The 24,507-nt window shown below is 66.0% G+C and carries 19 protein-coding genes and 3 tRNA genes; 8 read left to right on the top strand and 14 right to left on the bottom strand.

What is annotated here, in order from left to right; genetic code table 11:
* Positions 1-2 precede the first annotated feature (2 nt).
* Both D8S75_RS13675 and D8S75_RS13670 read left to right on the top strand, forming a co-directional pair.
* Positions 3-1,856, top strand: coding sequence for an AMP-dependent synthetase/ligase (locus D8S75_RS13675; RefSeq protein ID WP_119966901.1), 1,854 nt, complete (start codon positions 3-5; stop codon positions 1,854-1,856).
* 26 nt (positions 1,857-1,882) lie between these two features.
* Entirely contained in the window at positions 1,883-3,061 is a 1,179-nt protein-coding gene (locus D8S75_RS13670; RefSeq protein ID WP_119966900.1) for an ABC transporter substrate-binding protein, read from the top strand.
* 81 nt (positions 3,062-3,142) lie between these two features.
* On the opposite strand, the gene D8S75_RS13665 is transcribed toward D8S75_RS13670, so the two are convergent.
* From D8S75_RS13665 to uvrC, 8 genes are all read right to left on the bottom strand, one after another.
* Positions 3,143-4,837: an AMP-binding protein gene (locus D8S75_RS13665; RefSeq protein ID WP_119966899.1), complete on the bottom strand. Its 1,695-nt coding sequence runs from the start codon at positions 4,835-4,837 to the stop codon at positions 3,143-3,145.
* Positions 4,838-5,092: 255 nt separating this feature from the next.
* Positions 5,093-5,338 carry a hypothetical protein gene (locus D8S75_RS13660; protein ID WP_119966898.1) on the bottom strand — a complete coding sequence of 82 codons (246 nt, stop codon included), beginning with the start codon at positions 5,336-5,338 and terminating at the stop codon, positions 5,093-5,095.
* A 160-nt stretch (positions 5,339-5,498) separates the two neighbouring features.
* Positions 5,499-5,574, bottom strand: a tRNA-His gene (locus tag D8S75_RS13655).
* A gap of 48 nt (positions 5,575-5,622) precedes the next feature.
* On the bottom strand, positions 5,623-7,542 hold the full coding sequence (locus tag D8S75_RS13650) for a SurA N-terminal domain-containing protein (protein WP_119966897.1): 1,920 nt from the start codon (positions 7,540-7,542) through the stop codon (positions 5,623-5,625).
* 59 nt (positions 7,543-7,601) lie between these two features.
* Positions 7,602-7,677 (bottom strand) — tRNA-Val (locus D8S75_RS13645).
* A 15-nt stretch (positions 7,678-7,692) separates the two neighbouring features.
* Complete coding sequence (locus D8S75_RS13640) at positions 7,693-7,965, bottom strand: HU family DNA-binding protein (protein ID WP_005793966.1); 273 nt, start codon at positions 7,963-7,965, stop codon at positions 7,693-7,695.
* Positions 7,966-8,294: 329 nt separating this feature from the next.
* Complete coding sequence (pgsA, locus tag D8S75_RS13635) at positions 8,295-8,861, bottom strand: CDP-diacylglycerol--glycerol-3-phosphate 3-phosphatidyltransferase (protein ID WP_119966896.1); 567 nt, start codon at positions 8,859-8,861, stop codon at positions 8,295-8,297.
* 54 nt (positions 8,862-8,915) lie between these two features.
* Positions 8,916-10,856, bottom strand: coding sequence for an excinuclease ABC subunit UvrC (gene uvrC, locus D8S75_RS13630; RefSeq protein WP_119966895.1), 1,941 nt, complete (start codon positions 10,854-10,856; stop codon positions 8,916-8,918).
* Positions 10,857-10,885: 29 nt separating this feature from the next.
* Between uvrC and earP the strand changes: the two genes are divergently transcribed.
* Positions 10,886-12,013 (top strand): elongation factor P maturation arginine rhamnosyltransferase EarP, encoded by a 1,128-nt coding sequence (earP, locus tag D8S75_RS13625; RefSeq protein ID WP_119966924.1) that lies wholly within the window; start codon positions 10,886-10,888, stop codon positions 12,011-12,013.
* A 142-nt stretch (positions 12,014-12,155) separates the two neighbouring features.
* Positions 12,156-12,710, top strand: coding sequence for an elongation factor P (gene efp, locus D8S75_RS13620; RefSeq protein WP_119966894.1), 555 nt, complete (start codon positions 12,156-12,158; stop codon positions 12,708-12,710).
* Between the two features lie 111 nt (positions 12,711-12,821).
* On the opposite strand, the gene rimO is transcribed toward efp, so the two are convergent.
* On the bottom strand, positions 12,822-14,213 hold the full coding sequence (gene rimO, locus D8S75_RS13615; RefSeq protein ID WP_119966893.1) for a 30S ribosomal protein S12 methylthiotransferase RimO: 1,392 nt from the start codon (positions 14,211-14,213) through the stop codon (positions 12,822-12,824).
* Positions 14,214-14,301: 88 nt separating this feature from the next.
* Positions 14,302-14,838 carry a polyhydroxyalkanoate synthesis repressor PhaR gene (gene phaR / locus D8S75_RS13610; protein WP_119966892.1) on the bottom strand — a complete coding sequence of 179 codons (537 nt, stop codon included), beginning with the start codon at positions 14,836-14,838 and terminating at the stop codon, positions 14,302-14,304.
* A gap of 262 nt (positions 14,839-15,100) precedes the next feature.
* Here phaR and D8S75_RS17875 point away from each other — a divergent pair, with 262 nt between their 5' ends.
* Complete coding sequence (locus tag D8S75_RS17875; RefSeq protein WP_119966890.1) at positions 15,101-16,915, top strand: methyl-accepting chemotaxis protein; 1,815 nt, start codon at positions 15,101-15,103, stop codon at positions 16,913-16,915.
* Between the two features lie 115 nt (positions 16,916-17,030).
* Here D8S75_RS17875 and D8S75_RS13595 read toward each other — a convergent pair.
* The 3 genes from D8S75_RS13595 to D8S75_RS13585 form a co-directional block, all read right to left on the bottom strand.
* Positions 17,031-17,107 (bottom strand) — tRNA-Val (locus D8S75_RS13595).
* A 79-nt stretch (positions 17,108-17,186) separates the two neighbouring features.
* Positions 17,187-19,424 (bottom strand): RelA/SpoT family protein, encoded by a 2,238-nt coding sequence (locus tag D8S75_RS13590; RefSeq protein ID WP_119966889.1) that lies wholly within the window; start codon positions 19,422-19,424, stop codon positions 17,187-17,189.
* Positions 19,421-20,371 (bottom strand): alpha/beta fold hydrolase, encoded by a 951-nt coding sequence (locus D8S75_RS13585; RefSeq protein WP_119966888.1) that lies wholly within the window; start codon positions 20,369-20,371, stop codon positions 19,421-19,423. Before D8S75_RS13585 ends, D8S75_RS13590 begins: the two co-directional genes overlap by 4 nt.
* Positions 20,372-20,440: 69 nt before the next feature.
* Between D8S75_RS13585 and D8S75_RS13580 the strand changes: the two genes are divergently transcribed.
* Positions 20,441-21,223 carry a 3-hydroxybutyrate dehydrogenase gene (locus D8S75_RS13580; protein ID WP_119966887.1) on the top strand — a complete coding sequence of 261 codons (783 nt, stop codon included), beginning with the start codon at positions 20,441-20,443 and terminating at the stop codon, positions 21,221-21,223.
* 71 nt (positions 21,224-21,294) lie between these two features.
* On the opposite strand, the gene D8S75_RS13575 is transcribed toward D8S75_RS13580, so the two are convergent.
* Positions 21,295-22,005, bottom strand: a complete 711-nt coding sequence (locus D8S75_RS13575) for an SIMPL domain-containing protein (protein ID WP_119966886.1) — start codon at positions 22,003-22,005, stop codon at positions 21,295-21,297.
* Positions 22,006-22,212: 207 nt separating this feature from the next.
* Here D8S75_RS13575 and ompR point away from each other — a divergent pair, with 207 nt between their 5' ends.
* Positions 22,213-22,944: an osmolarity response regulator transcription factor OmpR gene (gene ompR / locus D8S75_RS13570; RefSeq protein WP_119966885.1), complete on the top strand. Its 732-nt coding sequence runs from the start codon at positions 22,213-22,215 to the stop codon at positions 22,942-22,944.
* A 22-nt stretch (positions 22,945-22,966) separates the two neighbouring features.
* On the top strand, positions 22,967-24,457 hold the full coding sequence (locus D8S75_RS13565; RefSeq protein ID WP_119966884.1) for an ATP-binding protein: 1,491 nt from the start codon (positions 22,967-22,969) through the stop codon (positions 24,455-24,457).
* The last annotated feature ends 50 nt before the right edge of the window (positions 24,458-24,507 follow it).

The raw sequence follows: 24,507 nt of genomic DNA, 5'->3' as shown, positions 1-24,507 counted from the left end.
CCATGAGCAATCTCTGGAATTTGAGCCATATCCAGCCCGGTCGCGCCGACGTGGTGGCCGGTGACACCATCCCCGCCATGTTCTGGAACGCGGTGGCGCAGCGCGGCGACCAGGTCTGGCTGCGGCAGAAGGAGCTGGGCATCTGGCGCAGTTGGACTTGGCGGCAGACGGCAGAGGCGGTGCGCGAGATCGCCGCCGGCCTGCAGGCCCTGGGCCTGGAGCGCGGCCAGACCGCCTCCATCCTGGCCAACACGGTAGTGGAATGGGTGTTGGCCGACCTGGCGGTGCTGTGCTGCGGCGGCGTTTCCAATGGCATCTACCCCACCGACGCGGCCGCCCAGGTGCACTACCTGTGCGCGGACTCCGGCACGCGCGTGCTGTTCGTCGAGGATGATGAGCAACTGGACAAGGCCCTGGAAGTACGCGACCAGTTGCCGCTGCTGCGCAAGATTGTCGTCTTCGACATGAAGGGCCTGCGCGACCTGGACGACCCGGGCGTGATGTCGCTTGACGCGCTGCGGGCCCTGGGCCGGCAGTGGCTGGACCAGCACCCCGACTGCGTGGAGCGCAGCAGCGCGGCCTGCCAGCCCGGCGACCTCGCCATCCTGGTCTACACCTCGGGCACCACCGGCAAGCCCAAGGGCGCCATGCACAGCCACCGGGGCCTGGTCTACACCACGCGCGGCTTCAACACGCTGGTGGCCCAGGACGAGCGCGACGAGCGCATGTGCTTCCTGCCGCTGTGCCACATCGCCGAGCGCATGGGAGGCGAATACTTCGCGCTCTACACCGGCTCCAGGCTCAACTTCGTCGAGAACCCCGAAACCATCCCCGAGAACGTGCGCGAGATCGCGCCCACGGTGTTCACGGCCGTGCCGCGCGTGTGGGAGAAGTTCTATTCCGGCGTGATGATCGCGCTCAAGGAGTCGAGCATGCTGCAGCGCGCCGCCTACGCCTGGAGCATCGGCGTGGGCATGCGCATCGCCGAGAAGGTGATGGCGGGCGAGGCCGTGGGCGCCAGCCTGAAGCTGCGCTTCACGCTGGCGCGCTGGCTCGCGCTGAACAACGCGCGCAAGCTCATCGGCATCCACCGCGCGCGCTTCTGCATCACGGGCGCGGCGCCCATCTCGCCCGAGCTAATCAAGTGGTACCTGGCGCTGGGCGTGCCCATGCTGGAGGTCTGGGGCATGACGGAGACCTGTGGCGCCTCCACGGGCGTGCCGGCCACGCGCATCAAGCCCGGCTCCATCGGTCCGGCGGCGGCATTCAACGAGGTGCGGCTCGACCCCGCCACGGGCGAGATCCTGGTGCGCGGACCCAATGTGTTCATGGGCTACCTGAATCTGCCCGAGAAAACCGCCGAGACCATCGACAAGGATGGCTGGCTGCACACCGGCGACGTGGGCGTGGTGGACGGCGAAGGGTTCTTCCGGATCACCGACCGCATGAAGGACATCATCATCACGGCCGGTGGCAAGAACATCACGCCGAGCGAGCTGGAGAACGAACTCAAGTTTTCGCCCTATGTCACCGACGCGGTGGTCATCGGCGACAAGCGCCCCTACCTCACGGTGATCATCATGATCGACCAGGAGAACGTCGAGAAATTCGCCCAGGATGCGGACATACCCTTCAGTAATTACGCCAGTTTGACGCGCGCCCCCGAAGTGCAAGAATTGATCCAGAACGAGATCAACCGGGTGAACCAGAAGTTTGCCCGTGTCGAGCAGATCAAGAAATTCTTTCTGCTCGACACCCAGCTCACGGCCGAGGATGAGGAACTCACGCCGACCATGAAGCTCAAGCGCAAGCTGGTGGAAAAGAAATACGCGGCACAGATCGAGGCCATGTATTGACGACCTACATACAAAGGAGACAAAGCATGAAACGGAAATCAACCGCGATCCTGTCTGTGCTGGCATGTGCCGCAGCATGCACGGCACCCGCTCTCCAGGCCCAGGAGAGCCAGGGCGTCAGCAAGACCGAAATCACCCTGGGCACCATCCAGGATCTGTCCGGCCCTCTCGCGGGTTTCGGCAAGCAATTGCGCAACGGGATGATGCTGCGTGTCAACGAGGTGAATGAGCAGGGCGGCGTGAATGGCCGCAAGATCAACCTGCTGGTCGAGGACTCGGGTTACGACCCCAAGAAGGCCGTGCTGGCCGCGCAGAAGCTGGTCAACCAAAACAAGATCTTCATGATGGTCGGCCACCTGGGAACGGCACAGAACCTGGCCGCCATGCCAGTGCAGTTCGAGAAGAACGTCATCAACTTCTTCCCCGTGACTGCGGCGCGCGAAATGTACGAGCCCTTCCACAAGCTCAAGTACGCCTTCGCGGCCACTTATTACGACCAGATGCGCGCTGCCGTGCCCAAGCTGGTGAAGGAAAAAGGCTCCAAGAAAGTCTGCTCGATGTACCAGGACGACGAGTTCGGCCTGGAAGTGCAGCGTGGCGCCGAAGACGGTCTCAAGACCATGGGCATCACCATGGTGGAAAAGACCACCTTCAAGCGCGGCGCCACCGACTTTTCCTCGCAGATGGCCAAGCTCAAATCATCCGAGTGCGACATGGTGGTGATGGGCACCATCATCCGCGAAACCATCGGCGGCATCGGCACGGCGCGCAAGCTGGGCTTCAACCCGATCTTCGTGGCCTCCAGCGCCGCCTACACCGATCTCATCCACAAACTCGGGGGCAAGGCCATGGACGGGCTCTATGCCACCATGACGGTGCAGAACCCCTACCTGGACGACGCTTCGCAGCCGATCCGCTTCTGGGCCAACAAGTACAAGACGGCTTTCAACGAAGACCCGGCCGTCTTTTCCGTCTATGGCTACCTGGTGATCGACGGCTTCATCCGCGCTGCGCAGAAGGCAGGCCCGAACCTCAGCACCGATGCCTTCATCAAGGCCATGGACACGATGGAGACGCCGCGCGACATCTTCGGCAGCGCGCCGCAGAAGTTCGGCCCGCAGAAACGCCTGGGCAGCAATCTCTCGCGACTGTCGCAGCTGCATGATGGCCGCTGGACCATCGTGTCGAACTACATCACCGAGTAACGCCACATGCGGCGCAGCCCCCCGGGCTGCGCAAATGAAAACGCCCGGCCGGAACCCTCGGCCGGGCGTTTTTCTTGGTGTTCACAGGTCGTGCCAGATCACCTTCTTGCCCGATTCCTCCCAGGATTCATAACGGGCCGCATAGACCTCCTCGATGCGGTTGCGCTTGACCTTGAAGGTGGGGGTGATGAGGTCGTTGTCCACGGTCCAGGGCGTGCTCACCACGACGATGCACTGCAATTGCTCGTGCGGATCGAGCGTGGCGTTGAGCCCCCGCAGGTGCTGGCCCAGGGATGCCTCCAGCCGGGCGCGCCCCTCGGCCGTGGCGGCCTGCGCCGCCGCGTCGGCGTTGATCATCACGATGCCCAGGGGCTGGCCCAGGTTGGCCCCCGTGACCACGCAGGCCTCCACGGCCTCGTGCGTGCCCAGCATGTCCTCGATGGGCGCCGGAGCGACATACTTGCCCTTGCCGGTCTTGAACAGGTCCTTCACCCGGCCCGTGATGTGCAGATGCCCCTGCGTGTCGATATGCCCCTTGTCCCCTGTGCGCAGCCAGCCGTCGGCCGTGAACGCCTCCTGGCTCAGCACAGGTTCCTTGTAGTAGCCCAGCATGACGGCCGGGCTGCGCATCTGGATCTCGCCGGTCACCGGGTCGATGCGGTGCTCCACGCCTTCATAGGTAGGGCCCACGCTGCCCTGCTGGTTCTTGCCAGGCTCGGTGATGTGCGAGACGGCGAGGTTCTCCGTCATGCCGTAGCCTTCGTTGATGTGCAGGCCCAGCTTGCTGTACCACTGCATCAACGCCACGGGCATGGGCGCAGCCCCTCCCGCAGCGATACGGCACTGGTCCAGCCCCAGCGCCTTCTGCACCTTGCGCCGCACCAGGCCGCCCACGAAGGGGATCGACAGCAAAAGGTTGAGTCTGGATTCAGGCATCTTGTGGTGGATGCCCTGCTGGAATTTCACCCAGAGGCGCGGCACGGAGAAGAAGACCGTGGGACGGGCACGCTGCAGATCCAGCGTGAAGGTATCCAGCGTTTCGGCGAAGAACAGATGCATGCCCGTGCGCAGCCAGCCATGCTCGACCAGCACCCGCTCGACCACATGGGCCAGCGGCAGATAGGAGAGGATGCGGTCGTTCTCCCCCATGGGAATGCGTTGAATCCCGGCACCCAACGCCCAGGCGAAGTTGCCGAAGGTGTGCATCACCCCCTTGGGTTTACCCGTGGTGCCCGAGGTGTAGATCAGCGTTGCAAGCTCATCCGCCGCGCGCGTGGGCTGCCCCTGCAGCGGCTGGCTGCGCGCGCAGATCGCATCCCAGCCCTCGTAGCTGCGCACGGCATCGCTCGGCGACAAGGGGTAGCTGATGCAGTGCATGCCCTCAGGTACCCCGGGCTTCATGCCTTCCCAGCCATCGAGCTTGCCAATGAAACAGGCCTTGGCCTCGCTGTGGACGAGGATCTGGTGCACGGTATCGTGCGCCAGCGTCGGATACAAGGGAACGGAGACATACCCGGCCATCCAGATGGCCAGGTCGCTCATGAGCCACCAGGCGCAGTTCTTCGACAGGATGGCCACCTTGGTGCCAGGCTCCCAGCCCTGGGCCTGCAAGTGCGCCGCCATGCGCCGCACTTGGTCGGCCACCTGGCGCCAGGTGAAATCCTGCACCACGCCCTGACCGATGGGCTGGGATAGCGTGACGCGGTCCGGCGCCGTGGCCTCCCAGTGGTACAGACGCTGCAGGGCCAGGGTTTCAGGGGGAACGGAAAGGCTCATCAGGATACCTCCAGTCGGTAGGGCATGCGGACCAGCAGTGCGCATGGGAGCCAGTATCGGCTTTGTTCCAACGCAAGCATCCTGCCCTGCATGCCGTTTTCAGCCAACAGGCATTTACCCTGATAGCTATTAATTCGATAGCAAATGCAGGGACTGTCTTTCTATTGGCGACCGGACGTCGCCACGAAAGACGACGGGAAGGCATTGGACGGGAACCGTCAACGCAAGTGCCCGGAAGACGTGGCAAGCGGCCCCTCAGGGCGGAGCATCCTGGGCCAGCGGGTTCGACCCGTCAGCACCCTTGCCTGCATGGGCCGTGTAGATGTTCATCAAGGCCGCCATGACTTCCCGCGGAAATCCCTGTCGCCCCCCATCCCGGGTGTCATACAGCAGCGTGTCGATGTAATCGGTCACCTCCGGCGCCCCCCACATCTGCCGCAATACCTTGCCGATATGAGGGAAACTGTCGGTCACCACCTTCAGGTCGGGATTGTTTTCCATGCCCCACTATATTTCCGCGCCGGCATTCCGTCCATGCCCCCGATGCACGGGACAAAACAGCGCAAAAGGCACCCGGAAAGGCCAGGGGAAGTCCCCATCTTTCGGGAGAGGCAAAAAACAAAACGCGCCAAGCTTGGTAGCACTGGCGCGTTTCTTTATTTGGGGTGGCTGATGGGACTCGAACCCACGACGACAGGAATCACAATCCTGGACTCTACCAACTGAGCTACAGCCACCGTAGACTCAAATTATAACCTGTAAAAGCACCACCACTTCGAACAGCATCATTTTTCCGCGATGGAAGCTGTCGGACGTGGGACCTTGAACTGCACCTTGAACCGCGTCTTGAGCGTTTCGTAGTAGGCCATGCCTTCGGCATTGGACCACCACTGGGCATATTGCTGATGACGCTGCGCAGCCATGCCTGCTTCCGGGGCTTCGCCGGGGGCGATGCTGTTGACCTTGGCGACCACATAGCCCTGGGGCCCCAGATCCACGCCGGTCCATGCCGGCAAGGCATCGGCACCAACGCTCATGATGGCATCCACCACGGGGCGCGGCAGGTTCTGCGGCTTGTCACGCGCCACCATCACGGGTGCAGAGAGACCCGTGGCACCGCCCGCATTCTGCGACCAGGCTGCGCGCTTGGCCTCGCCTTCCTTGCGCGCCAGCTCGGCGGATTTTTCCGCCACGTAACGCTGGCGCACCTGGGCCTGCACCTCATCGAACGCACGGGTGCGGGCCGGCGTGTATTCGACCACCCGGCCCGCCACCATCTGGCTGGGACCGAACTCGACGGCCTCGGTATTGCGCTTGTTCTCCAGCGCGTCGGCCGAGAACAACGCCTCCAGGAACTTGGCGTTGGTCAGCGGGCCGGGCAGGCCCGGCATGGGGGTGCGCGCCACGCCCTTGGCGGTCTGGATCTTGAGCTTGAGCTTGTCGGCGACCGGCTGCAGGCTATCGGATTGTTCGTAGACGCTGTTGGAGAACGTCTCGGCCACTTCGGCGAACTTGCGTTGCGCCTGCTGCTGCTTGAGTTCAGCCTCCATGGAGGGACGCAGTTCCTCGAAGCTCGGCTTGCGCGGCGACTTGATGTCGGTCAGCAGAATGACGTGGTAGCCAAAATCGGTTTCCACCACATCGCTGATCTCGCCTTTCTTGAGCGCGTAGGCAGCCTCCTCGAAGGGCTTGACCATGGCGCCACGGGCGAAGAAGTTGAGGTCGCCGCCCTGCGCCGCCGAGCCTGGGTCCTGGGAGTTTTTCTTGGCCACCTCGGCGAAACTGGCTGGCGCCTTGCGCACTTGTGCCAGCAACTCCTCGGCCCGTGCCTTGGCCTTATCGCGGTCAGCCGGTGCGGCATCCTTGGAGGCCGTGATCAAGATGTGGCTGGCGCGGCGCTCCTCCTTGCCGGCGAGACGATCGACGTTTTCCTTGTAGTAGGTGCGCAGGTCATCCTCGTTGAGCGTGATGCTGGCGCGCAGGCTCTCCAGATCGAGAACCACGTATTCCACCGCGGCCTGTTCGGCCTGCTGGAACAATGCGGGATTGGCCTTGTAGTAAGCCTGCAGGTCCTCATCCGTGGGTTGGACCTTGGCGGCGAAATCAGCAGGCTTGAACACCACCGTCTGGACCTCACGGCGCTGGAACAGGGCATCGAGGGTGGCGCCAGCCTGCGCCGTGGAGGCAAAGCTCGACCCCATCACGCCCGCCAGCACCTGGCCGACCGCCAGATCACGGCGCATGGCGGCCTCGAAGCCCTCCGGGGTCATGCCCTGGGGCGCCACCAGAGCGCGGTAGGCCTCGGTATCGATACTGCCGTCAGGCTTCTTGAGCGCTGCGATCTGCGGAATCTCCTGCAGGCTGCGTGCAAGCCGGCTGTCACTGGTCACCATGTGCATCTTCTGGGCGGCGACCTGCAGGACGCGGTCACGCACCATGCGTTCCAGCGTGGCGTAGCGCGCCTCGGGCGTATCCAGCAGCTTGGCATCCATGTTGGGCTGCTCCGCGCGTCGGCGGTCCGACTCCATCTTGTGCGCGTTGTCCCAGTCGGCCTGCGTGATGTCATGCCCATCCACGCGGGCGACCACGGGGCTGCTGCTGGAGAAGTAGTTCCTGTCGATACCGACAAGCACGAACGAAGGAATGATCAGCAAGAACAGCAAGAACATCGCGATCTTGGTGTGCTTGCGGATGGATTCAAACATGGTCAATCTTTCAGTGACATAAAACAAAAGGCGAACTTTCGTTCGCCTTTGCATCAGTGTGGTGGGTGCTGACGGGGTCGAACCGCCGACCTACGCCTTGTAAGGGCGCCGCTCTACCAACTGAGCTAAGCACCCCACCTCGATCAGATGTCAGTTCAGGGCATCCTTCAATGCCTTGCCCGGACGGAACTTTGGAACTTTAGCAGCCTTGATTTTAATCGCAGCGCCCGTGCGGGGATTGCGGCCGGTGCGGGCGGCACGCTTGCCCACGGCAAAGGTGCCAAAACCGACGAGCGACACCGTACCGCCCTTTTTCAGCGTCTTCTTGACCGCCTCGATCGTGGATTCCAGTGCGCGCGCAGCTGCAGCCTTGGAGATGTCGGCGTTGTTCGCGATGTGCTCAATCAGTTCGGTTTTGTTCACAAGAAGCCTCTCGGGAAAAATGGGTGGATTGTCTCTTGGTCGCCTGGTCTCATCACACGTCCACGGTCTGCGACTGTGCCATTGGGGACGAATGATTGACTGGTATCCACAGCAAGCGCTGCCGTGTCAGATTAAAACCATCGACTCTCCGGGTGTCAATACAACACGCCGGATTGCAACGGCGCAACGGGCGATTCTAGTCGCATTTGTGTCGCCAATCAGGCGGAGCGTGGGTTTTTTGGCGCCACGACAGGGCTCGGCATCTTCCCTGATTGACACGCATCCGGGACGCCTTGCGCCTGCCCCCGCGCGCCTGCCAGAGGCAGTCGTCATTTGACGCGTGCACGGATCTCCGGCAAGGCTTTCTGCAGGTAGTAGACCATGGACCACACCGTGAGCACGGCGGCGATCCAGATCAGCCAGGTGCCCCACACCCCCGTGTCGATCACTCCCAGAACGCGCCCGTCGTAGAGCAGAAAGGGGATGGCCACCATCTGCACCGTGGTCTTGAGCTTGCCCAGCATGTGCACGGCCACGCTCTTGCTCGCGCCGATCTGCGCCATCCATTCGCGCAGGGCCGAGATGGCGATCTCGCGGCCGATGATGATGAGCGCCACGAACACGTCGGCGCGCTGCAGGTGCACCAGCACCAGCAGCGAGGCGCAGACGAGAAACTTGTCGGCCACCGGGTCGAGGAAGGCGCCGAACGACGAGGTCTGGTTGAGCTTGCGCGCCAGGTAACCGTCGAGCCAGTCGGTGGCCGCGAAGACGATGAACATCAACGCCGCAACGAGATTGCGCGTGGCCGGATCGAGGGGCGCGTAGAACACCCCCACGATCAAGGGTATCGCGACGATGCGCGTCCAGGTCATGATGGTGGGGATGGTCCAGAACATGGCTGCGATTGTGTCATGCCCAACCCGGCTGGCGACAAGGAATGCCCCTGGCCGTCAACGCAATGCGCGGTAGATCTCTTCGGCCAGCTCGCGGGAGATGCCCTCGACGCCGGCCAGATCCTCGACGCTGGCGTCCTGCACGCCGCGCACGCCGCCAAAGCGCTGCAGCAGGCGCGCGCGCTTCTTCGGCCCGATGCCGGGGATGTCCTCCAGCCGGCTGCCGCCCACGCGCACCTTGGCGCGCGCCGCGCGCATGCCGGTGATGGCGAAGCGGTGCGCCTCGTCGCGGATCTGCGCCACCAGCATGAGCGCGGCCGAATCCCGGCCCAGGTAGACCTTCTCGCGTCCGTCGGCGAACACCAGCTCCTCCAGGCCCACCTTGCGGCCCTCGCCCTTCTCCACCCCGACGATGCGCGCGACATCGAGCCCCAGCGCCATGAACACCTCGCGCGCCATCGCCACCTGGCCCTTGCCGCCATCGACCAGCACCAGGTCGGGCAGGCGCGCCTGGCCGGCCGCGGGCTCGGCGCCGCCGGCCTCGCGCTGTGCCTCGGCCACCTTGCTGTAGCGGCGCTGCAGCACCTGGCGCATGGCGGCGTAGTCGTCGCCGCCGGTGATGCCCTCGATCTTGTAGCGCCGGTACTCGCTGCCCTGCATCTTGTGGTGGTGGAACACCACGCACGAGGCCTGCGTAGCCTCGCCCGCCGTGTGCGAAATGTCGAAGCACTCGATCGTCAGCATGTCGAGGTCTTCCTGCGGCAAGTCCAGCGCCTCGGCCAGCGCGCGCGTGCGCGCCTGCTGCGAGCCCTCCTCGGCCAGCAGGCGGGCGAGCTGCAGCTCGGCATTCTGGCGTGCCATGTCGAGCCAGGCGCGGCGCTGGCCGCGCGGCTGGTGCACCACGGCCACGCGCTGGCCCACCTGTTCCGACAACGCCTGCGTCAGCTCTGGCGCCACGGGCTCGCTGGCGATGAGCATCGATGGCACGGGCACGTCGATGTAGTGCTGCGCGATGAAGGCTTCGAGCACCTGCTGCTCGACCGAGGGCGGCGCATCGGCCGCGTTCTCGGTGGCGTACACGGCAGCGGCATCGTCCACATGCACCGGAAAGTAGGCCCGGTCGCCCAGATGGCGGCCGCCACGCACCATGGCCAGGTTCACGCAGGCCCGCCCGCCCTGCACGCGCACGGCAAGAATGTCCACATCCTTGTCCGATGTGGTCTCCACCGCCTGCTGGTGCAGCACGCGCGCCAGCGCCGTGATCTGGTTGCGCAGCTCGGCCGCCAACTCGAACTCCAGCCGCTCGGCGTGCGCCATCATGCGCGCCTCCAACTCCTGCAGCAGTGCCTGGGTCTCGCCGCGCAACATCGCCTCGGCGTGCGCCACGTCCTGCGCATAGGCCTCGGGTGCAATCAGGCCCACGCAGGGCCCGGTGCAGCGCTTGATCTGGTAGAGCAGGCAGGGCCGCGTGCGGTTGGCGAACACCGTGTCCTCGCAGGTGCGCAGGCGGAACACCTTCTGCAGCAACTGGATGGTTTCCTTCACGGCCCAGGCGCTCGGGTAGGGGCCGAAGTAGCGGTGCCGCTTGTCGATGCTGCCGCGGTAATAGGCCATGCGAGGAAAGCGCTGGAGCGGCGCCTCGCCCTGCCCGTCCTTCGCGGCCACCCCGGTGATCTTCAGGAAGGGATAGCTCTTGTCGTCGCGGAACAGGATGTTGTAGCGCGGGTTCTGCGACTTGATGAGATTGTTTTCCAGCAGCAGCGCCTCGGCCTCGGAGCGCACCACCGTGGTCTCCAGCCGCGCGATCTTGCCCACCATGTGGCCGGTGCGCGTCCCGGCATGCTGCTTGGTGAAGTAGCTGGAGACGCGCTTCTTGAGGTTGCGCGCCTTGCCCACATAGAGCAGCGCGCCCTCGGCGTCGAAATAGCGGTACACGCCGGGCAGGGGGGGCAGCGCGGCCACCTGCGCCAGCAGTTCTTCGGGGTGCTCGTCAACCATGGCGCTATTGTGCGCAGACAATGCAGGCCATGAGTTCGCAAGCCCCTTCCGCCTCTCTGCAATGGGACATCTTCTGCCGCGTGATCGACAACTTCGGCGACATCGGCGTGTGCTGGCGCCTGTCCACCGACCTGGCGGCGCGCGGCCAACGGGTGCGCTTGTGGGTGGACGACGCCTCGGCCCTGGCCTGGCTCGCGCCGCAGGGCTGCCCGGGCGTGCAGGTGCGCGCCTGGGGCGGCGTGCTCGCGCCGCACGATGCCCCCACGCAGGTGCTGGTCGAGGCCTTCGGCTGCGAGGTGGCTCCCGAATTCATCGCTGACAGCGCCCGTGTTTCGAAGGCCGCAGGGCAAGAATACCTGTGGATCAACCTCGAATACCTGTCCGCCGAGGGCTACGTGGAACGCTGCCACCGCCTGCCCTCGCCCGTGCGCCAAGGCGCGGCCTTGGGCGGCGTGAAATGGTTCTTCTACCCCGGCTTCACGCCCGCCACGGGCGGGCTGCTGCGCGAACCCGGGCTGCTGGAACGCCAGGCGCGCTTCGATGGCCTGGCCTGGCGCGCGGCACGGCGCCCCGGCCCGACGGCCGTGCCGGATGAACGCTGGATCTCGCTGTTCTGCTACGAGCCCGCCGCCCTGCCAGCGCTGCTGGCCCAGTGCGCCCGGCAGCCCACGCGGCTGCTCGCCACGCCCGGCCGCGCCACGGCCGCCACGCGGGCCGCCCTGCAAGACATGGATAAAAATGGCCTGCAGGGCACGCCAGGCAAGCGCGGGCAGCTATCGATTTCATACCTCGACCCCTGCCCCCAACCAGCGTTCGACGAGATGCTCTGGGGCTGCGACCTGAACCTGGTGCGCGGCGAGGACTCGCTGGTGCGCGCGCTGTGGGCGGGCCGGCCGCTGGTCTGGCAGATCTACCCGCAGCACGACAACGCGCACCACGACAAGCTCCATGCCTTCCTGGACTGGCTGCATGCCCCCGCTTCTCTGCGCCGCTTCCACGCCGCCTGGAACGGACTGGAGGGCGCGCCGCCGCTGCACATCCCCGACGACGACGCCCTCGCCGAATGGACCGGCTGCGTGCAGGCCGCGCGCACCCGGCTGCTGGCGCAGGACGACCTCGTGACACAAATTCTGGGGTTTGTGCGCGAAAAACGGTAAAATCCAAGGCTTTGCGCAAATTGGCCGGGCGCCACCAGGCTCTGCCGCCACAGCGCATTCCCGCCGCGGAACATGCTCCGGCACGGCAGCCCATCGGGCTACAGGCCAGCGCATTGAGCGGCCCCAACCCAAGCAAATTGCTATGAAAATCGCTCAAGAAATCCGCGCCGGCAACGTCATCATGCACGGCAAGGACCCGATGGTCGTCCTGAAGACCGAATACGCACGCGGCGGCCGCAACGCCGCCACCGTGCGCATGAAGCTCAAGAGCCTGATCGCCAACTTCGGTACCGAAGTGGTGTTCAAGGCCGACGACAAGATGGACCAGATCATTCTGGACAAGAAGGAGTGCACCTACTCCTACTTCGCCGACCCCCTGTACGTGTGGATGGACGCCGACTACAACCAGTACGAAGTCGAAGCCGAAAACATGGGCGACTCGCTGAACTACCTGGAAGACGGCATGGCCGCCGAAGTGGTGTTCTACGACGGCAAGGCCATCTCGGTCGAACTGCCCACCAGCGTCGAGCGCGAGATCACCTGGACCGAACCCGCCGTCAAGGGCGACACGTCCGGCAAGGTGCTCAAGCCCGCCAAGATCGCCACCGGCTTCGAAGTGCCCGTGCCCCTGTTCGTGGACCAGGGCGACAAGATCGAAATCGACACCCGCACCGGCGAATACCGCAAGCGCGTGTGAGCGCCCCGCGCCCAGCAAAAAGGCTTCCCTCGGGAAGCCTTTTTTGTTTTTGAGCCTTTTGTGGCTATGGCGCCCGTCCAGCGGGCGCCATAAGCTATCAATTCAATAGCGTCAAATGGGCTGCGCCACCAGATCGTGGCCCTGCACGGCAACGATGCGCGCCTTGGTGAATTCGCCCACCTTGAGCTGCTTGCTGATCTTCTCGGGCGGCAGCAGGTGCACGTTGCCGTCGATCTCGGGCGCATCGGCATAGCTGCGGCCCACGCCGCCCTTGCGGCCCATGGCAGGCGCGTGGTCCACCAGCACCTGCATGGTCGCGCCCACGCGGCGCTGCAGCTTGGCCACCGACACTTCCTCGGCCACGGCCATGAAGCGCGCGCGGCGCGCCTCGCGCTCCTCCAGCGGCAGCATGCCGGGCAGGTTGTTGGCCTCGGCGCCGGTGACGTCGCTGTAAGCAAAGCAGCCGGCGCGGTCGATCTGCGCCTCGCGCATGAAGTCGAGCAGGTGCTGGAATTCCTCTTCCGTTTCGCCGGGGAAGCCGGCGATGAAGGTGCTGCGGATCACGATGTCGGGGCAGGCCTCGCGCCAGCGCTGGATGCGCTCCAGATTCTTCTCGCCGCTGGCCGGGCGCTTCATGCGCTTGAGCACATCGGGGTGGCTGTGCTGGAAGGGCACGTCCAGGTAAGGCAACACCAGGCCCTCGGCCATCAGCGGAATGATCTCGTCCACGCTCGGGTAGGGGTACACGTAGTGCAGGCGCACCCAGGCACCGTAGGGCGCGGCCATGGCACCCAGGGACTGCACCAGCTCCAGCAGGCGCGTCTTGACGGGCTTGCCGTCCCAGAAGCCGGTGCGGTACTTCACATCCACGCCGTAGGCCGAGGTGTCCTGGCTGATGACCAGCAGCTCTTTCACGCCACCCTCGAACAAGGCCTTGGCCTCTTTCAGCACATCGCCGATGGGGCGCGACACGAGGTCGCCGCGCATCGAGGGGATGATGCAGAAGGTGCAGCGGTGGTTGCAGCCCTCGCTGATCTTGAGGTAGGCGTAGTGGCGCGGCGTGAGCTTGATGCCCGCCTCGCCGAAGGCGCCAGGCACCAGGTCGATGAAAGGGTCGTGCGGCTTGGGCAGATTGCGGTGCACGGCGTCCATCACGTCCTGCGTGGCCTGCGGGCCGGTCACGGCCAGCACGCTGGGGTGCATCTGCTGCACGAAATTGCCACCGCCGTCGCCCGAGCGCGCGCCCAGGCAGCCGGTGACGATGACCTTGCCGTTCTCGGCCAGGGCGTCGCCAATGGTGTCCAGGCTTTCCTTGACGGCGTCGTCGATGAAGCCGCAGGTGTTGACGATGACCAGGTCCGCGCCCTCGAAGGTCTTGGCGGTCTGGTAGCCCTCGGCGCTGAGCTGCGTGAGGATGAGTTCGGAATCGGTCAGGTTCTTCGGGCAGCCAAGGCTGACGAACCCGACCTTGGGAATCTTCGCGGGGGATGGAGCTTCTGTCATCCCCGTATTGTCCCAGCATTGGGCCAGCACGGCGCGCCGCCGCCCAAAGGCCGCCCGCAGGCAGGGCCAGGCAGGTGCCCTGCCCGGGTCAGCGCTTGAGGCCGAAGGCGCCGAGCATCTGCTCGGTCTGCTTCTGCATCTGCTCCTGCATCTGCGTGAACATGGTGCGCGACTGCTCGGTGTAATTGCCCATCAGGCCCTGCACCATGGGCGACTGCGCGCCCATAAACTTGGCCCAGGCCTCGGGCGTCATGCCCTGCGACTGCTCGGCCAGGCGCGCCTGCATGTCGGTGAACATCTGCACGTTCTTTTCCAGGTAGCTGCCCATGAAGCCCTGCATGGCATGGCCATAGAAGCGGATGATGTTGGCCAGCACGGCCTCGGAGAACATGGGTGCGCCGCCGGCCTCCTCCTCCAGGATGATCTGCAGCAGGATGCTGCGCGTGATGTCCTCGCCCGTTTTGGCATCGCGCACGACGATGCTCTCGCTCGCCATCACCAACTGCTTGACCTCGGCCAGCGTGATGTAGGTGGACGTGTTGGTGTCATAGAGACGCCGGTTGGGGTACTTCTTGATGACCCGCGGAACCTGCTTGGCACCTGGCACGGCATTTTTTTCTTGCACTGCGGACTCCTCGGGCCCTCACGCCCATGTATTGCACTGCAACAGATTCTAGGAGCACATATCGTTTGCCTAGCGCAGGAATACCCTGACAGCGTGCGCGCCGCCCATGGCCCCGGTCGTGCGGGCCGCGCGGTGTAAACAATTTGCAACAAACCGGCGGTTCAGCAGTAGCATCAGGGAATCCCCCTCTCCCCAGATCCCCTTGGCCCTGTCAAAAACAAACAGGGGCACATGTGCAAACACCCCACCTGGGAGTCCTGTCATGTCACTGTTTTCCAATCTCTCGCTCAAGCTCCGGCTCACCATCACCACGGCAGCGCTGGTCGTACTCGGCGTCGCAGCCGTTTCAACATTCAACTTCTTCACCGTCCGCTCCTCGGCCATGGCCACCTTGACCGAGAGCACCGCCGGCCTGGCCAAGGCCCGGGCCGACGGCATCGCCGAATGGGTCAAGACCCGATCGGCGGTGGTGCAGTCGCTGGAGCCGGCCACACGCCTGAGCGAGCCGCTGCCCGCCCTGACCCAAGGCGTCAAGAGCGGCGGCTTCGACACCACCTATATCGGCTACGCCAACAAGACCGCTCTCTTCTCGACCCCGCAGAACCTGCCGGCCGACTGGGACCCGACCGCGCGGCCCTGGTACAAGCAGGCCGAGGCCACGCAGGGCGTGGCGCTGACCGAGCCCTATGTGGACGCCGGCAGCAAGAAGCTGGTGATGACCTTCGCGCTGGCCGTCAAGGACGGCGGCCAGACCACGGCCGTGGCCGCCGCCGACGTGTTCATGGATGCGGTGGCCAACAGCGTGACGGCCATCAACCCGACCCCGTCGAGCGACGCCTTCGTGGTCTCGCGCGCCGGCAAGGTGCTGGTGCACAAGAACCTCGACCTCGTGCTCAAGGAAGCGGTGGCGCTCTCGCCGGAGCTCACGCCCACGGCCATCGGCGCCATGGTCGATGCCCCGACGCTGGCCCGGGTATCGGTCAACGGCGTGCCCCGCCTTCTGCTGGGCCGGCCCATCGCGGGGACCGACTGGGTGCTCGTGGTCTCGCTGCACCGCGGCGAGGCCCTGGCCGGCGTCACGCAACTGCTGCTCAACTCCATCATCGGCGGGCTCGTGGTGGCCGGCCTCAGCGTGCTCGTGGCGGCGGCCGTCGTGGCGCGCTCGATGGCTGGCCTGGGCCGGCTGGAACGCGCCATGCAGGACGTGGCCTCGGGCGATGGCGACCTGACGCACCAGTTGCGCATCGATGGCAAGGACGAGCTGGCACGCATCGCCGACGCCTTCAACCATTTCGTCGAGAAGATCCGGCTGACCCTGGTCGACATCCGCAACACCAGCGCCTCGGTGCACCTGGCCTCGGAGGAGATCGCCACGGGCAACCACGATCTCTCGGCGCGCACCGAGCAGACCGCCTCCAGCCTGCAGGAAACCGCCTCGTCCATGGAGCAGATGACCAGCGCCGTCGGCCAGGCCGCGCAGACCGCCAGCGAGGCCAACCAGATCGCCGCCACGGCGGCCAAGTCCGCCCAACGCGGTGGCGACGTGGTGGCCAAGGTGGTGCAGAGCATGGAAGAGATCACGCACAGCTCGCGCAAGATCAACGACATCATCTCGGTGATCGATGGCATCGCCTTCCAGACCAACATCCTGGCGCTCAACGCCGCCGTGGAGGCCGCGCGCGCCGGCGACCAGGGCCGGGGTTTCGCGGTGGTGGCGGGCGAGGTGCGCACGCTCGCGCAGCGCTCGGCCGAGGCGGCCAAGGAGATCAAGGCACTGATCGGGAACTCGGTGTCGGCCGTGGAGGCCGGCTCGGGCCTGGTGAACGATGCCGGGCAATCGATGCAGGAGATCGTGGCCAACGTGGGCCGCGTGGCGCAGCTGATGCAGGAAATCTCCACCGCCGCCACCGAACAGCGCGCCGGCATCGCCCAGGTGGGCGCGGCCATCAACAACCTGGACCAGATGACCCAGCAGAACGCCGCACTGGTCGAGGAAAGCGCGGCCGCCGCCTCCAGCCTCAAGGACCAGGCCGAGCACCTGGCCCAGACGGTGGCGCAGTTCAAGGTGGGGGCATAGCCGAGCGGCCCCGGGACATCGCCGGCCTGCCGTGGCCAAGGCGGCGGGCCATCGATCCGGCAAAAGAAAAAGGGCCTGCAGTGCTGCAGGCCCTTTTGGATTACCAATGGTTAGTTGGTAGGCGCGATTGGACTCGAACCAACGACCCCCACCATGTCAAGGTGGTGCTCTAACCAGCTGAGCTACGCGCCTGTGTGTATTCGAGAGATGAGATTGTAGCAGCAAAAAACGGCGGTTCTGGCTTCATTGCAAAAAAGTGCGCCAAGCCGGCTCAGCGCCGGCGCGCCCAGCGCACGCCGGGCACCGATGCCACGATGCCCAGCACCTTGCCCAGGCGCCCGGAATCGGCCACCTCCACGGTGAAGGTCATCCACGCCGTGCCCTTGACGGACTGCGTCTGCACGCCGATGACGTTCATCTTCTCCTTGGCGAACACTTCCGAGATGTCGCGCAGCAGGCCCTGGCGGTCGGCCGCCTCGATGGCCACGTCCACCGGATACACCGATGCCGTGGCCGCCGCCTTGGAGGCGCCCCACTCCACGTCGATCACGCGCTCGGCGTTGCGCGCCGACATCTCCCGGAAGTTGCTGCAGTCCGCGCGGTGGATGCTGACTCCCTTGCCGCGCGTGACGAAGCCCCGGATGTCGTCCGGGGGCGCCGGCTTGCAGCACTTGGCCAGCTGCGTCATCAGCGAATCGACGCCCACCACCAGCACGCCCCCCTTGGGGGTCTTCTTGTCGGGCACGCGCGCTTTTTTCAGCAGCAGGTAGTCGTCGGGCTGCAACTGGGGTTCGGGCGGGCGCAGCAGCACCTCGATGTTGCGCAGTGAGAACTCGTCCTTGCCCACCACCTCGAACAGCGCATCGGCCGACTTGAAGCCGAGCTGGCCGGCCAGGTCGTCGAGCCGCATCGCGGTCTTGCCCTCGCGCTGCAGGAGCTTCTCGACCGCCTCGCGCCCGCGCGCCACGGTTTCGTGCAGCGCCAGCGCATTGAACCAGGCGCGCGCCTTGGCGCGGGCGCGGTGGCTGTTGAGGTAGCCCAGCTCGGCATTGAGCCAGTCGCGCGACGGGCCGCCTTCCTTGGCTGTGGTGATCTCCACCGTCTGGCCGTTCTGCAGCTGGGTGTTGAGCGGCACCATCACGCCGTCGACGCGCGCGCCCCGGCAGCGGTGGCCCACGTTGGTGTGCACGGCGTAGGCGAAGTCGACCGGCGTGGCGCCCTGGGGCAGCTCGACGATGGCCGCGTTGGGCGTGAGCACGTAGATACGATCCTCGAACAGCCCCGCATGCTGTGGCGTGCCCGCCAGGTCGCGCTCCCATGCCAGGAGCTGGCGCAGCACGGCGATCTTGGCGTCGTAGTCGCCGCTGGCCGATACGCCCGCATAGCCTTTGTGGCCCGCTTCCTTGTAGGCCCAGTGCGCGGCCACGCCGTGCTCGGCGTGGTCGTGCATGGCCTGCGTGCGGATCTGGATCTCGACGGGGCGCCCCGATTCATCGCGCACGATGGTGTGCAGCGACTGGTAGCCGTTGGGCTTGGGCTTGGCGATGTAGTCGTCGAACTCCTCCACCATGGGCGTGAACTGCGCGTGCACCCAGCTCAGCGCCGAGTAGCAGTCCTTCACCGTGGGGACGATGACGCGCAGCGCGCGGATGTCGAACACCTGGTCGAAGTTGAGCGACTTGCCGCGCATCTTCTTGACGATGCTGTAGATGTGCTTGGGCCGGCCCGTCACCGAGGCGCTGATGCTGTGCGCGCGCAACTGCGTTTCCACGCGCTCGCGCAGTTGCGCCATGTTGACCTCGCGCTCGCCACGTTTCTCGTCGAGCAGGCGCGCCACCTCCTTGTAGGTCTCGGGCTCCAGGAAACGGAAGGCCAGGTCTTCCATCTCCCATTTGATCTGCCAGATGCCCAGGCGGTTGGCCAGCGGTGCGAACACATGGAGTGCCTCGCGCGCGATGCCCGGCGAGACGGGGCGCTTGCTCGCCGCGTAGTAGCGCAGCGTCTGCAGGCGCGAGGCCAGGCGCAGCATGACCACGCGCAGGTCGCGCGAGAAGGCCAGCAGCATCTTGCGCACGTTCTCGGTCTGCACCGCGGGGTCGTCCACCAGTTGCCCGGAGGCCTGCGCCACGCGCGCCTGGTACTGCACGCGCATGAGCTGCGTGGTCTCCACGGCCAGCGTGGCGAAGTTCTCGCCGAAGGCCTTGGCGATCACCTCCTGCGGCTTGTTCAGGTGCTCGCAGGCGTGTACCAGATAGCAGGCCGCCTGCATGGCCTCGGAGCCGCCAATGGCCTTGAGGATGGCGGCCACCGCATCGGCGTGGGCCAGGGTGTTCTCGCCCGAATCAAGCTGCTCGCCCGCGATCAGGGGCTCGGCGAAATTACGCGCCCGCGCCAGGGCGTCCACCTGCTCGGGCAGGGTGGCCGAGGTGGCCGCGATGAGCTGCGGCACGGGTTCTGCGCCATGCGCGCCGGTGGGCGTGGCCTCCGGACGCGCGCTAGGGGTTTTCATGCCGGCCCCTTGCTGTCGTCGTCCAGAAGAAGAAAGCCCGCCACGGCGGCCACCTGGTCCGCCGCGACCAGGGTGGGCGCATGGCCCACGCCGTCGAACTCCACCAGCCGCGCCTTCGGCCCGCGCTCACCCATGGCCCGCGCCGTCTGCGGCGACAGCAGATCGGACTGCGCGCCGCGCAACAGCAGCGTGCGCGCCTGGATGTGGTCATAGAGCTGCCACAGCGCGGCCTCGCCCGCTGCGGCGGCCTCCTGCGTCAGCGCACGGAACGGCACGGCGATGGCCGGGTCGTAGTGGAGGCCAAAGCCGCCCTCGGGCAATGCACGCACCATGGGCCGCGTCAGCTCCAGCCACTGCTCGGGCGTGTGCGGTCCGAAGGTGGTGGAAAGGCTCCACAACACATCGGCCGCCTGCTGCAGCGAATCGAAGCGCACGCTCTGGCCCAGGTACTGGCCGATGCGCTGCAGCGCCTGCCATTCGATCACCGGCCCCACGTCGTTGAGCACCAGGCGGCGCACCGGCACAGGCAGCGGCAGCCCCGGCTGGCCGCACACGGCCATGCCGATCAGCCCACCCATGCTGGTGCCCACCCAGTCGATGGTCCGCAGCGGCGCCTGGCGGTGCAGGTGCGCCAGCAGGGTCAGCATGTCGGCGGCGTACTGGCCGAGCTGATAGGCCATGGGATCGGCCAGGCGGTCGCTTTCGCCGCGCCCCACGACATCAGGGCACACCACGCGCACCTTGCCGCACAGGGCCCGGGCCAGCGTGTCGAAGTCGCGCCCCTGGCGCGAGAGGCCATGCACGCACACCACCACATGCGGATGGTGCGGGTCGCCGGTCGCATTCCATTCCCACCAGGCCATGCGGTGCTCTTGCGCCGCAGTGTCCGCTTGCGGATGGGCTGCCGGGCCAGGGCAGGATACGTAGTTCAGCCTAGGTTCAATCATGGATGCGAATCCCAAAAGCGCTGCTCGATAATTCTTTCATTGCATCGTAATTCATTCGGAGATTGATCCATGCTCAAAGGCAAGACCGCCCTCGTCACCGGCTCCACCAGCGGCATTGGCCTGGGGATCGCCAAAAGCCTGGCGCGGCAGGGGGCGAACGTCGTGCTCAACGGTTTCGGCGATGCGGAAGGCCCGCGCGCCGAAGTGCTGGCCGCGGGTGCGCACGCCGGCGTCCGCGTGGCCTACCACGGCGCCGACATGGGCCGCGCCGCCGACATCGAGGACATGATGGCCTTCGCCGCCAAGGACTTCGGCGGCGTGGACATCCTGGTCAACAACGCCGGCATCCAGCATGTGGCCAACATCGAGGACTTCCCGGCCGAGCGCTGGGACGCCATCATCGCCATCAACCTCACCAGCGCCTTTCACACCACGCGCCTGGCGCTGCCCGCCATGAAGGCCGCCAACTGGGGCCGCATCATCAACGTGGCCTCGGTGCACGGCCTGGTGGCCTCGGCGCAGAAGTCGGCCTACGTGGCGGCCAAGCACGGCATCGTCGGCCTGACCAAGGTCACCGCGCTGGAGACCGCCACCACGGGTGTGACCTGCAACGCCATCTGCCCCGGCTGGGTGCTCACGCCCCTGGTGCAAAAGCAGGTGGACGCCAAGGCCGCCGCGCTGGGCATCTCAAACGAGGAAGCGAAAAAGCTGCTGCTGGGCGAGAAGGAGCCCTCCCAGCAATTCACCACACCCGAAGAGCTGGGCGAACTGGCCGTGTTCTTCTGCTCCAGCGCCGCCAACAACGTGCGCGGCGTGGCCTGGAACATGGACGGCGGCTGGGCCGCGCAGTGAACCTTTTGCTATTGATTCAATAGCTTATAGCGCTTGCCACACAAGCGCTACAGGCCTTTTTTATTCACGACTCAGTGCATCTGCACCGAACCCGACACGGTCACCTCCACCGTGCTCCTGCCGGGCTCCACGGCGATGGGCGCATCCTGCATGGCCGACTTGGCCATGGCGCGCATGGCCAGCGGACGCGGAACCGGCATGTGGCCCTGGCTGTTCACCGCCACCTCGCGCAAGGTGTAGCCTGAAAAACCGAAAGCCTGGGCCAGATCGGACGCCTGCCCCCGGAAGTTGCCGATGGCCTGCGCCTGAGCTTCGCGCTCGGCGCGCGAGCGTTCGCCCCGGCTCAGGCCAAAGCCCACCTGGGTGATCGCCAGGGTCGTGACGCGCGCCGCCGTGCCGGTGATGCGCGTGAAATCGCGCCCTTCAAGCACCAGTTCGGCGCTGCCCTGCCAGCCCGTGATCTGCCCGCTCTGCCCGTGGCGCGGGTACAGGCTGAACTGGCCGGTGCGCACATCCATCTTCCCCGGCTCCGCCTGGCGCCGCGCCTCCAGCACCGCGGCATCGAGGGCTTGGCGCAATTGCGCCTGCACGGCGGCGGCGTCCTTGCCATCGCGCGTGGTGCCGAGCGTGAGCACCAGCTGGTCCTGCTGCACCTCGACAGCCCCCACGGCCGACAACTGGACCACATTCTGCGGAGCCGCGGCCTGCGGTATTTGAGAGAAAACGGCTCCTGAGCCCATGAATAAAGCGCAAGCAGCTATTAATTTCATAGTGTTTTTCATGCATTCAACCTGTGTCACACGCCATGGCGGCGAACCACCATAACGGCATTGCGCGGACCGCCGTGTCAGCCAACTCCGCCAATCCGAAAATGTCTGTGCGCAGCCGGCAAAACTTGTAACCGTTGGTCAGATCGCCGTCCGCACCCCGGTTTTTCGCGCCCAAACTTGTAACAATGGCCGCTGTTACAAATTGGACCGAGGTAAGACATGGCCACGACAAGCACCCGTACCGACAAGATCCTGGTGGTGGACGACGACGCCCGCATCCGCGATCTGCTGCGCCGCTACCTGACCCAGGAAGGCCTGGAAGTCGTCCTGGCCGAGGACGGCAAGGCGCTCAACCGCATCCTGCTGCGCGACACGGTGGACCTCATCGTGCTCGACCTCATGATGCCGGGCGAGGACGGCCTCTCGATCTGCCGCCGCCTGCGCGCCGCCAACGACCGCACGCCCATCGTCATGCTCACGGCCAAGGGCGAGGACGTGGACCGCATCGTCGGCCTGGAGGTGGGCGCCGACGACTACCTCGGCAAGCCCTTCAACCCGCGCGAGCTGCTCGCCCGCATCCACGCCGTGCTGCGCCGCCGCCCGCCGCAAGAGGCCCCGGGCGCGCCCTCGGGCGACAACGAGGTCGTCACCTTCGGCCCCTTCACCTTCGACATGGGCACGCGCGCCCTGCAGAAAAACGGCGAGGAGCTGCCGCTGACCACGGGCGAATTCGCCATGCTCAAGGCCCTGGTGCGCCACCCGCGCCAGCCACTGTCGCGCGAGAAGCTGGCCCTGCTGGCGCGCGGCCGCGAGTTCGAGCCCTTCGACCGCAGCCTGGACGTGCAGGTCTCGCGCCTGCGCAAGCTCATCGAGGAAGATGCCGCCGCGCCACGCTACATCCAGACGGTATGGGGCGTGGGCTACGTGTTCGTGCCGGACGGCACGAGCTGAGCGCCCGCACGTTGACCGATCCATGAAGTCCTCCCGGTCTTCACGCCATCTCGACGGCGAGGCCACCAGCCCCGCCCCGCTCGAAACGCACGAGCGCCGGCGCGAGCCGCGCAAGCGGGTCGGGCTGAGCCTGTTCTGGCGCACCTTCTTCCTGCTCGGCGTGCTGCTGGTGGGAAGCATCCTGGCCTGGCTGCAGACCTTGCGCGCGCTCGAATTCGAGCCGCGCACGCTGCACACGGCCCAGCAAATCGCCTCGCTCGTCAACCTCAGCCGCGCGGCGCTGGTGCACGCCGACGCGATCGCGCGCGTCTCGCTCATCAAGACCATGGCCGACCAGGAGGGCGTGCGCATCCTGCCGCGCGAACCGGGCGACCGGTTCGAGGACCTCGACCCCTCCACCCTCGGCCAGCGCCTGACCGAGGAACTCACGCGCCGCCTGGGGCCGGACACCATCGTCGCGCAAAGCGTCAACGGCGAAAAAGGCCTGTGGGTGGGCTTCACCATCAATGGCGACCCCAACTGGCTGCTCATGGACCGCTCGCGTTTCAGCCCGGCGGGTGGCAAGACCTGGATGATCTGGCTGATCACTGCGGCGGCGCTGTCGCTCGCGGGTGCCGCCGTGATCGCTCGGCTCATCAACCAGCCGCTGCAGCAGCTGTCCTATGCCGCCAACCGCGTGCGCGACGGTGACTTCGCCGCCAGCCACCTCGACGAGGAGGCCGTGACCAGCGAGATCCGCGAGGTCAACATCGGCTTCAACCGCATGGCCCAGAAGCTCGCCAAGCTGGAGCAGGACCGCGCCGTCATGCTCGCCGGCATCTCGCACGACCTGCGCACGCCGCTGGCGCGCCTGCGCCTGGAAACCGAGATGAGCGTGGAGGACGATGTGGCGCGCGAACACATGGTGGCCGACATCGTGCAGCTCGACGCCACCATCGACAAGTTCCTCGACTACGCGCGGCCCGACCATGTCACGCTCACGCCGGTGAACCTGCATGCCGTGGTGTCGTCCTGCGTCTACGCGGTGCAGGACCACCGCGAGTTGCAGATCCACACCTCCATTCCCGAGGACCTGAACGTGCTGGCCGACGAGGTCGAACTGGCGCGCATCCTGTCCAACCTGCTGGAGAACGCGCGCCGCTACGGAAAGTCGCCCGAAACCGGCGTGACACGGGTGGACATCGCCGCCAAGGGCCGCGAGGACTGGGTGCTGATCAAGCTGCGCGACCATGGCCCCGGCGTCTCGCCCGAGCAACTGGCCAACCTGACCAAGCCTTTCTTCCGGGGCGACGCGGCGCGCACGGCCGCAGCCGGCGCCGGTTTGGGCCTGTCCATCGTGGACAAGACCATCCAGCGCATGGGCGGCATCTTCGCCCTGGCCAACTCCACCTCGGGCGGCCTGGTGGCCCATGTGCAACTGCAACGCGCCAGCGACCAGCCCGCCGGCACCGACCCGCAGCAGCGCCTGCAGCGCCCGCAGGTCAAGCGCAACCTGCCGCAAAAGAAGGGCTGACATCCCCCTGTGACGTGGCGGGGCGGCCCTTGCGCGGTGGCCGCTGGACT

This window comes from Simplicispira lacusdiani, assembly GCF_003604195.1.
Lineage (GTDB): Bacteria > Pseudomonadota > Gammaproteobacteria > Burkholderiales > Burkholderiaceae_C > Simplicispira > Simplicispira lacusdiani.
Note: the sequence above shows the minus strand (reverse complement) of the source record. Positions and strands in the feature narration are given on the sequence as shown.

Bases quoted from the DNA above. Each gene is read 5' to 3' on its own strand.
- D8S75_RS13675 (WP_119966901.1), top strand. From the start codon at position 3: ATGAGCAATCTCTGGAATTTGAGCCATATCCAGCCCGGTCGCGCCGAC.
- D8S75_RS13670 (WP_119966900.1), top strand. From the start codon at position 1,883: ATGAAACGGAAATCAACCGCGATCCTGTCTGTGCTGGCATGTGCCGCA.
- D8S75_RS13665 (WP_119966899.1), bottom strand. From the start codon at position 4,837: ATGAGCCTTTCCGTTCCCCCTGAAACCCTGGCCCTGCAGCGTCTGTAC.
- D8S75_RS13660 (WP_119966898.1), bottom strand. From the start codon at position 5,338: ATGGAAAACAATCCCGACCTGAAGGTGGTGACCGACAGTTTCCCTCAT.
- D8S75_RS13650 (WP_119966897.1), bottom strand. From the start codon at position 7,542: ATGTTTGAATCCATCCGCAAGCACACCAAGATCGCGATGTTCTTGCTG.
- pgsA (WP_119966896.1), bottom strand. From the start codon at position 8,861: ATGTTCTGGACCATCCCCACCATCATGACCTGGACGCGCATCGTCGCG.
- uvrC (WP_119966895.1), bottom strand. From the start codon at position 10,856: ATGGTTGACGAGCACCCCGAAGAACTGCTGGCGCAGGTGGCCGCGCTG.
- earP (WP_119966924.1), top strand. From the start codon at position 10,886: ATGAGTTCGCAAGCCCCTTCCGCCTCTCTGCAATGGGACATCTTCTGC.
- efp (WP_119966894.1), top strand. From the start codon at position 12,156: ATGAAAATCGCTCAAGAAATCCGCGCCGGCAACGTCATCATGCACGGC.
- rimO (WP_119966893.1), bottom strand. From the start codon at position 14,213: ATGACAGAAGCTCCATCCCCCGCGAAGATTCCCAAGGTCGGGTTCGTC.
- D8S75_RS17875 (WP_119966890.1), top strand. From the start codon at position 15,101: ATGTCACTGTTTTCCAATCTCTCGCTCAAGCTCCGGCTCACCATCACC.
- D8S75_RS13590 (WP_119966889.1), bottom strand. From the start codon at position 19,424: ATGAAAACCCCTAGCGCGCGTCCGGAGGCCACGCCCACCGGCGCGCAT.
- D8S75_RS13585 (WP_119966888.1), bottom strand. From the start codon at position 20,371: ATGATTGAACCTAGGCTGAACTACGTATCCTGCCCTGGCCCGGCAGCC.
- D8S75_RS13580 (WP_119966887.1), top strand. From the start codon at position 20,441: ATGCTCAAAGGCAAGACCGCCCTCGTCACCGGCTCCACCAGCGGCATT.
- D8S75_RS13575 (WP_119966886.1), bottom strand. From the start codon at position 22,005: ATGAAAAACACTATGAAATTAATAGCTGCTTGCGCTTTATTCATGGGC.
- ompR (WP_119966885.1), top strand. From the start codon at position 22,213: ATGGCCACGACAAGCACCCGTACCGACAAGATCCTGGTGGTGGACGAC.
- D8S75_RS13565 (WP_119966884.1), top strand. From the start codon at position 22,967: ATGAAGTCCTCCCGGTCTTCACGCCATCTCGACGGCGAGGCCACCAGC.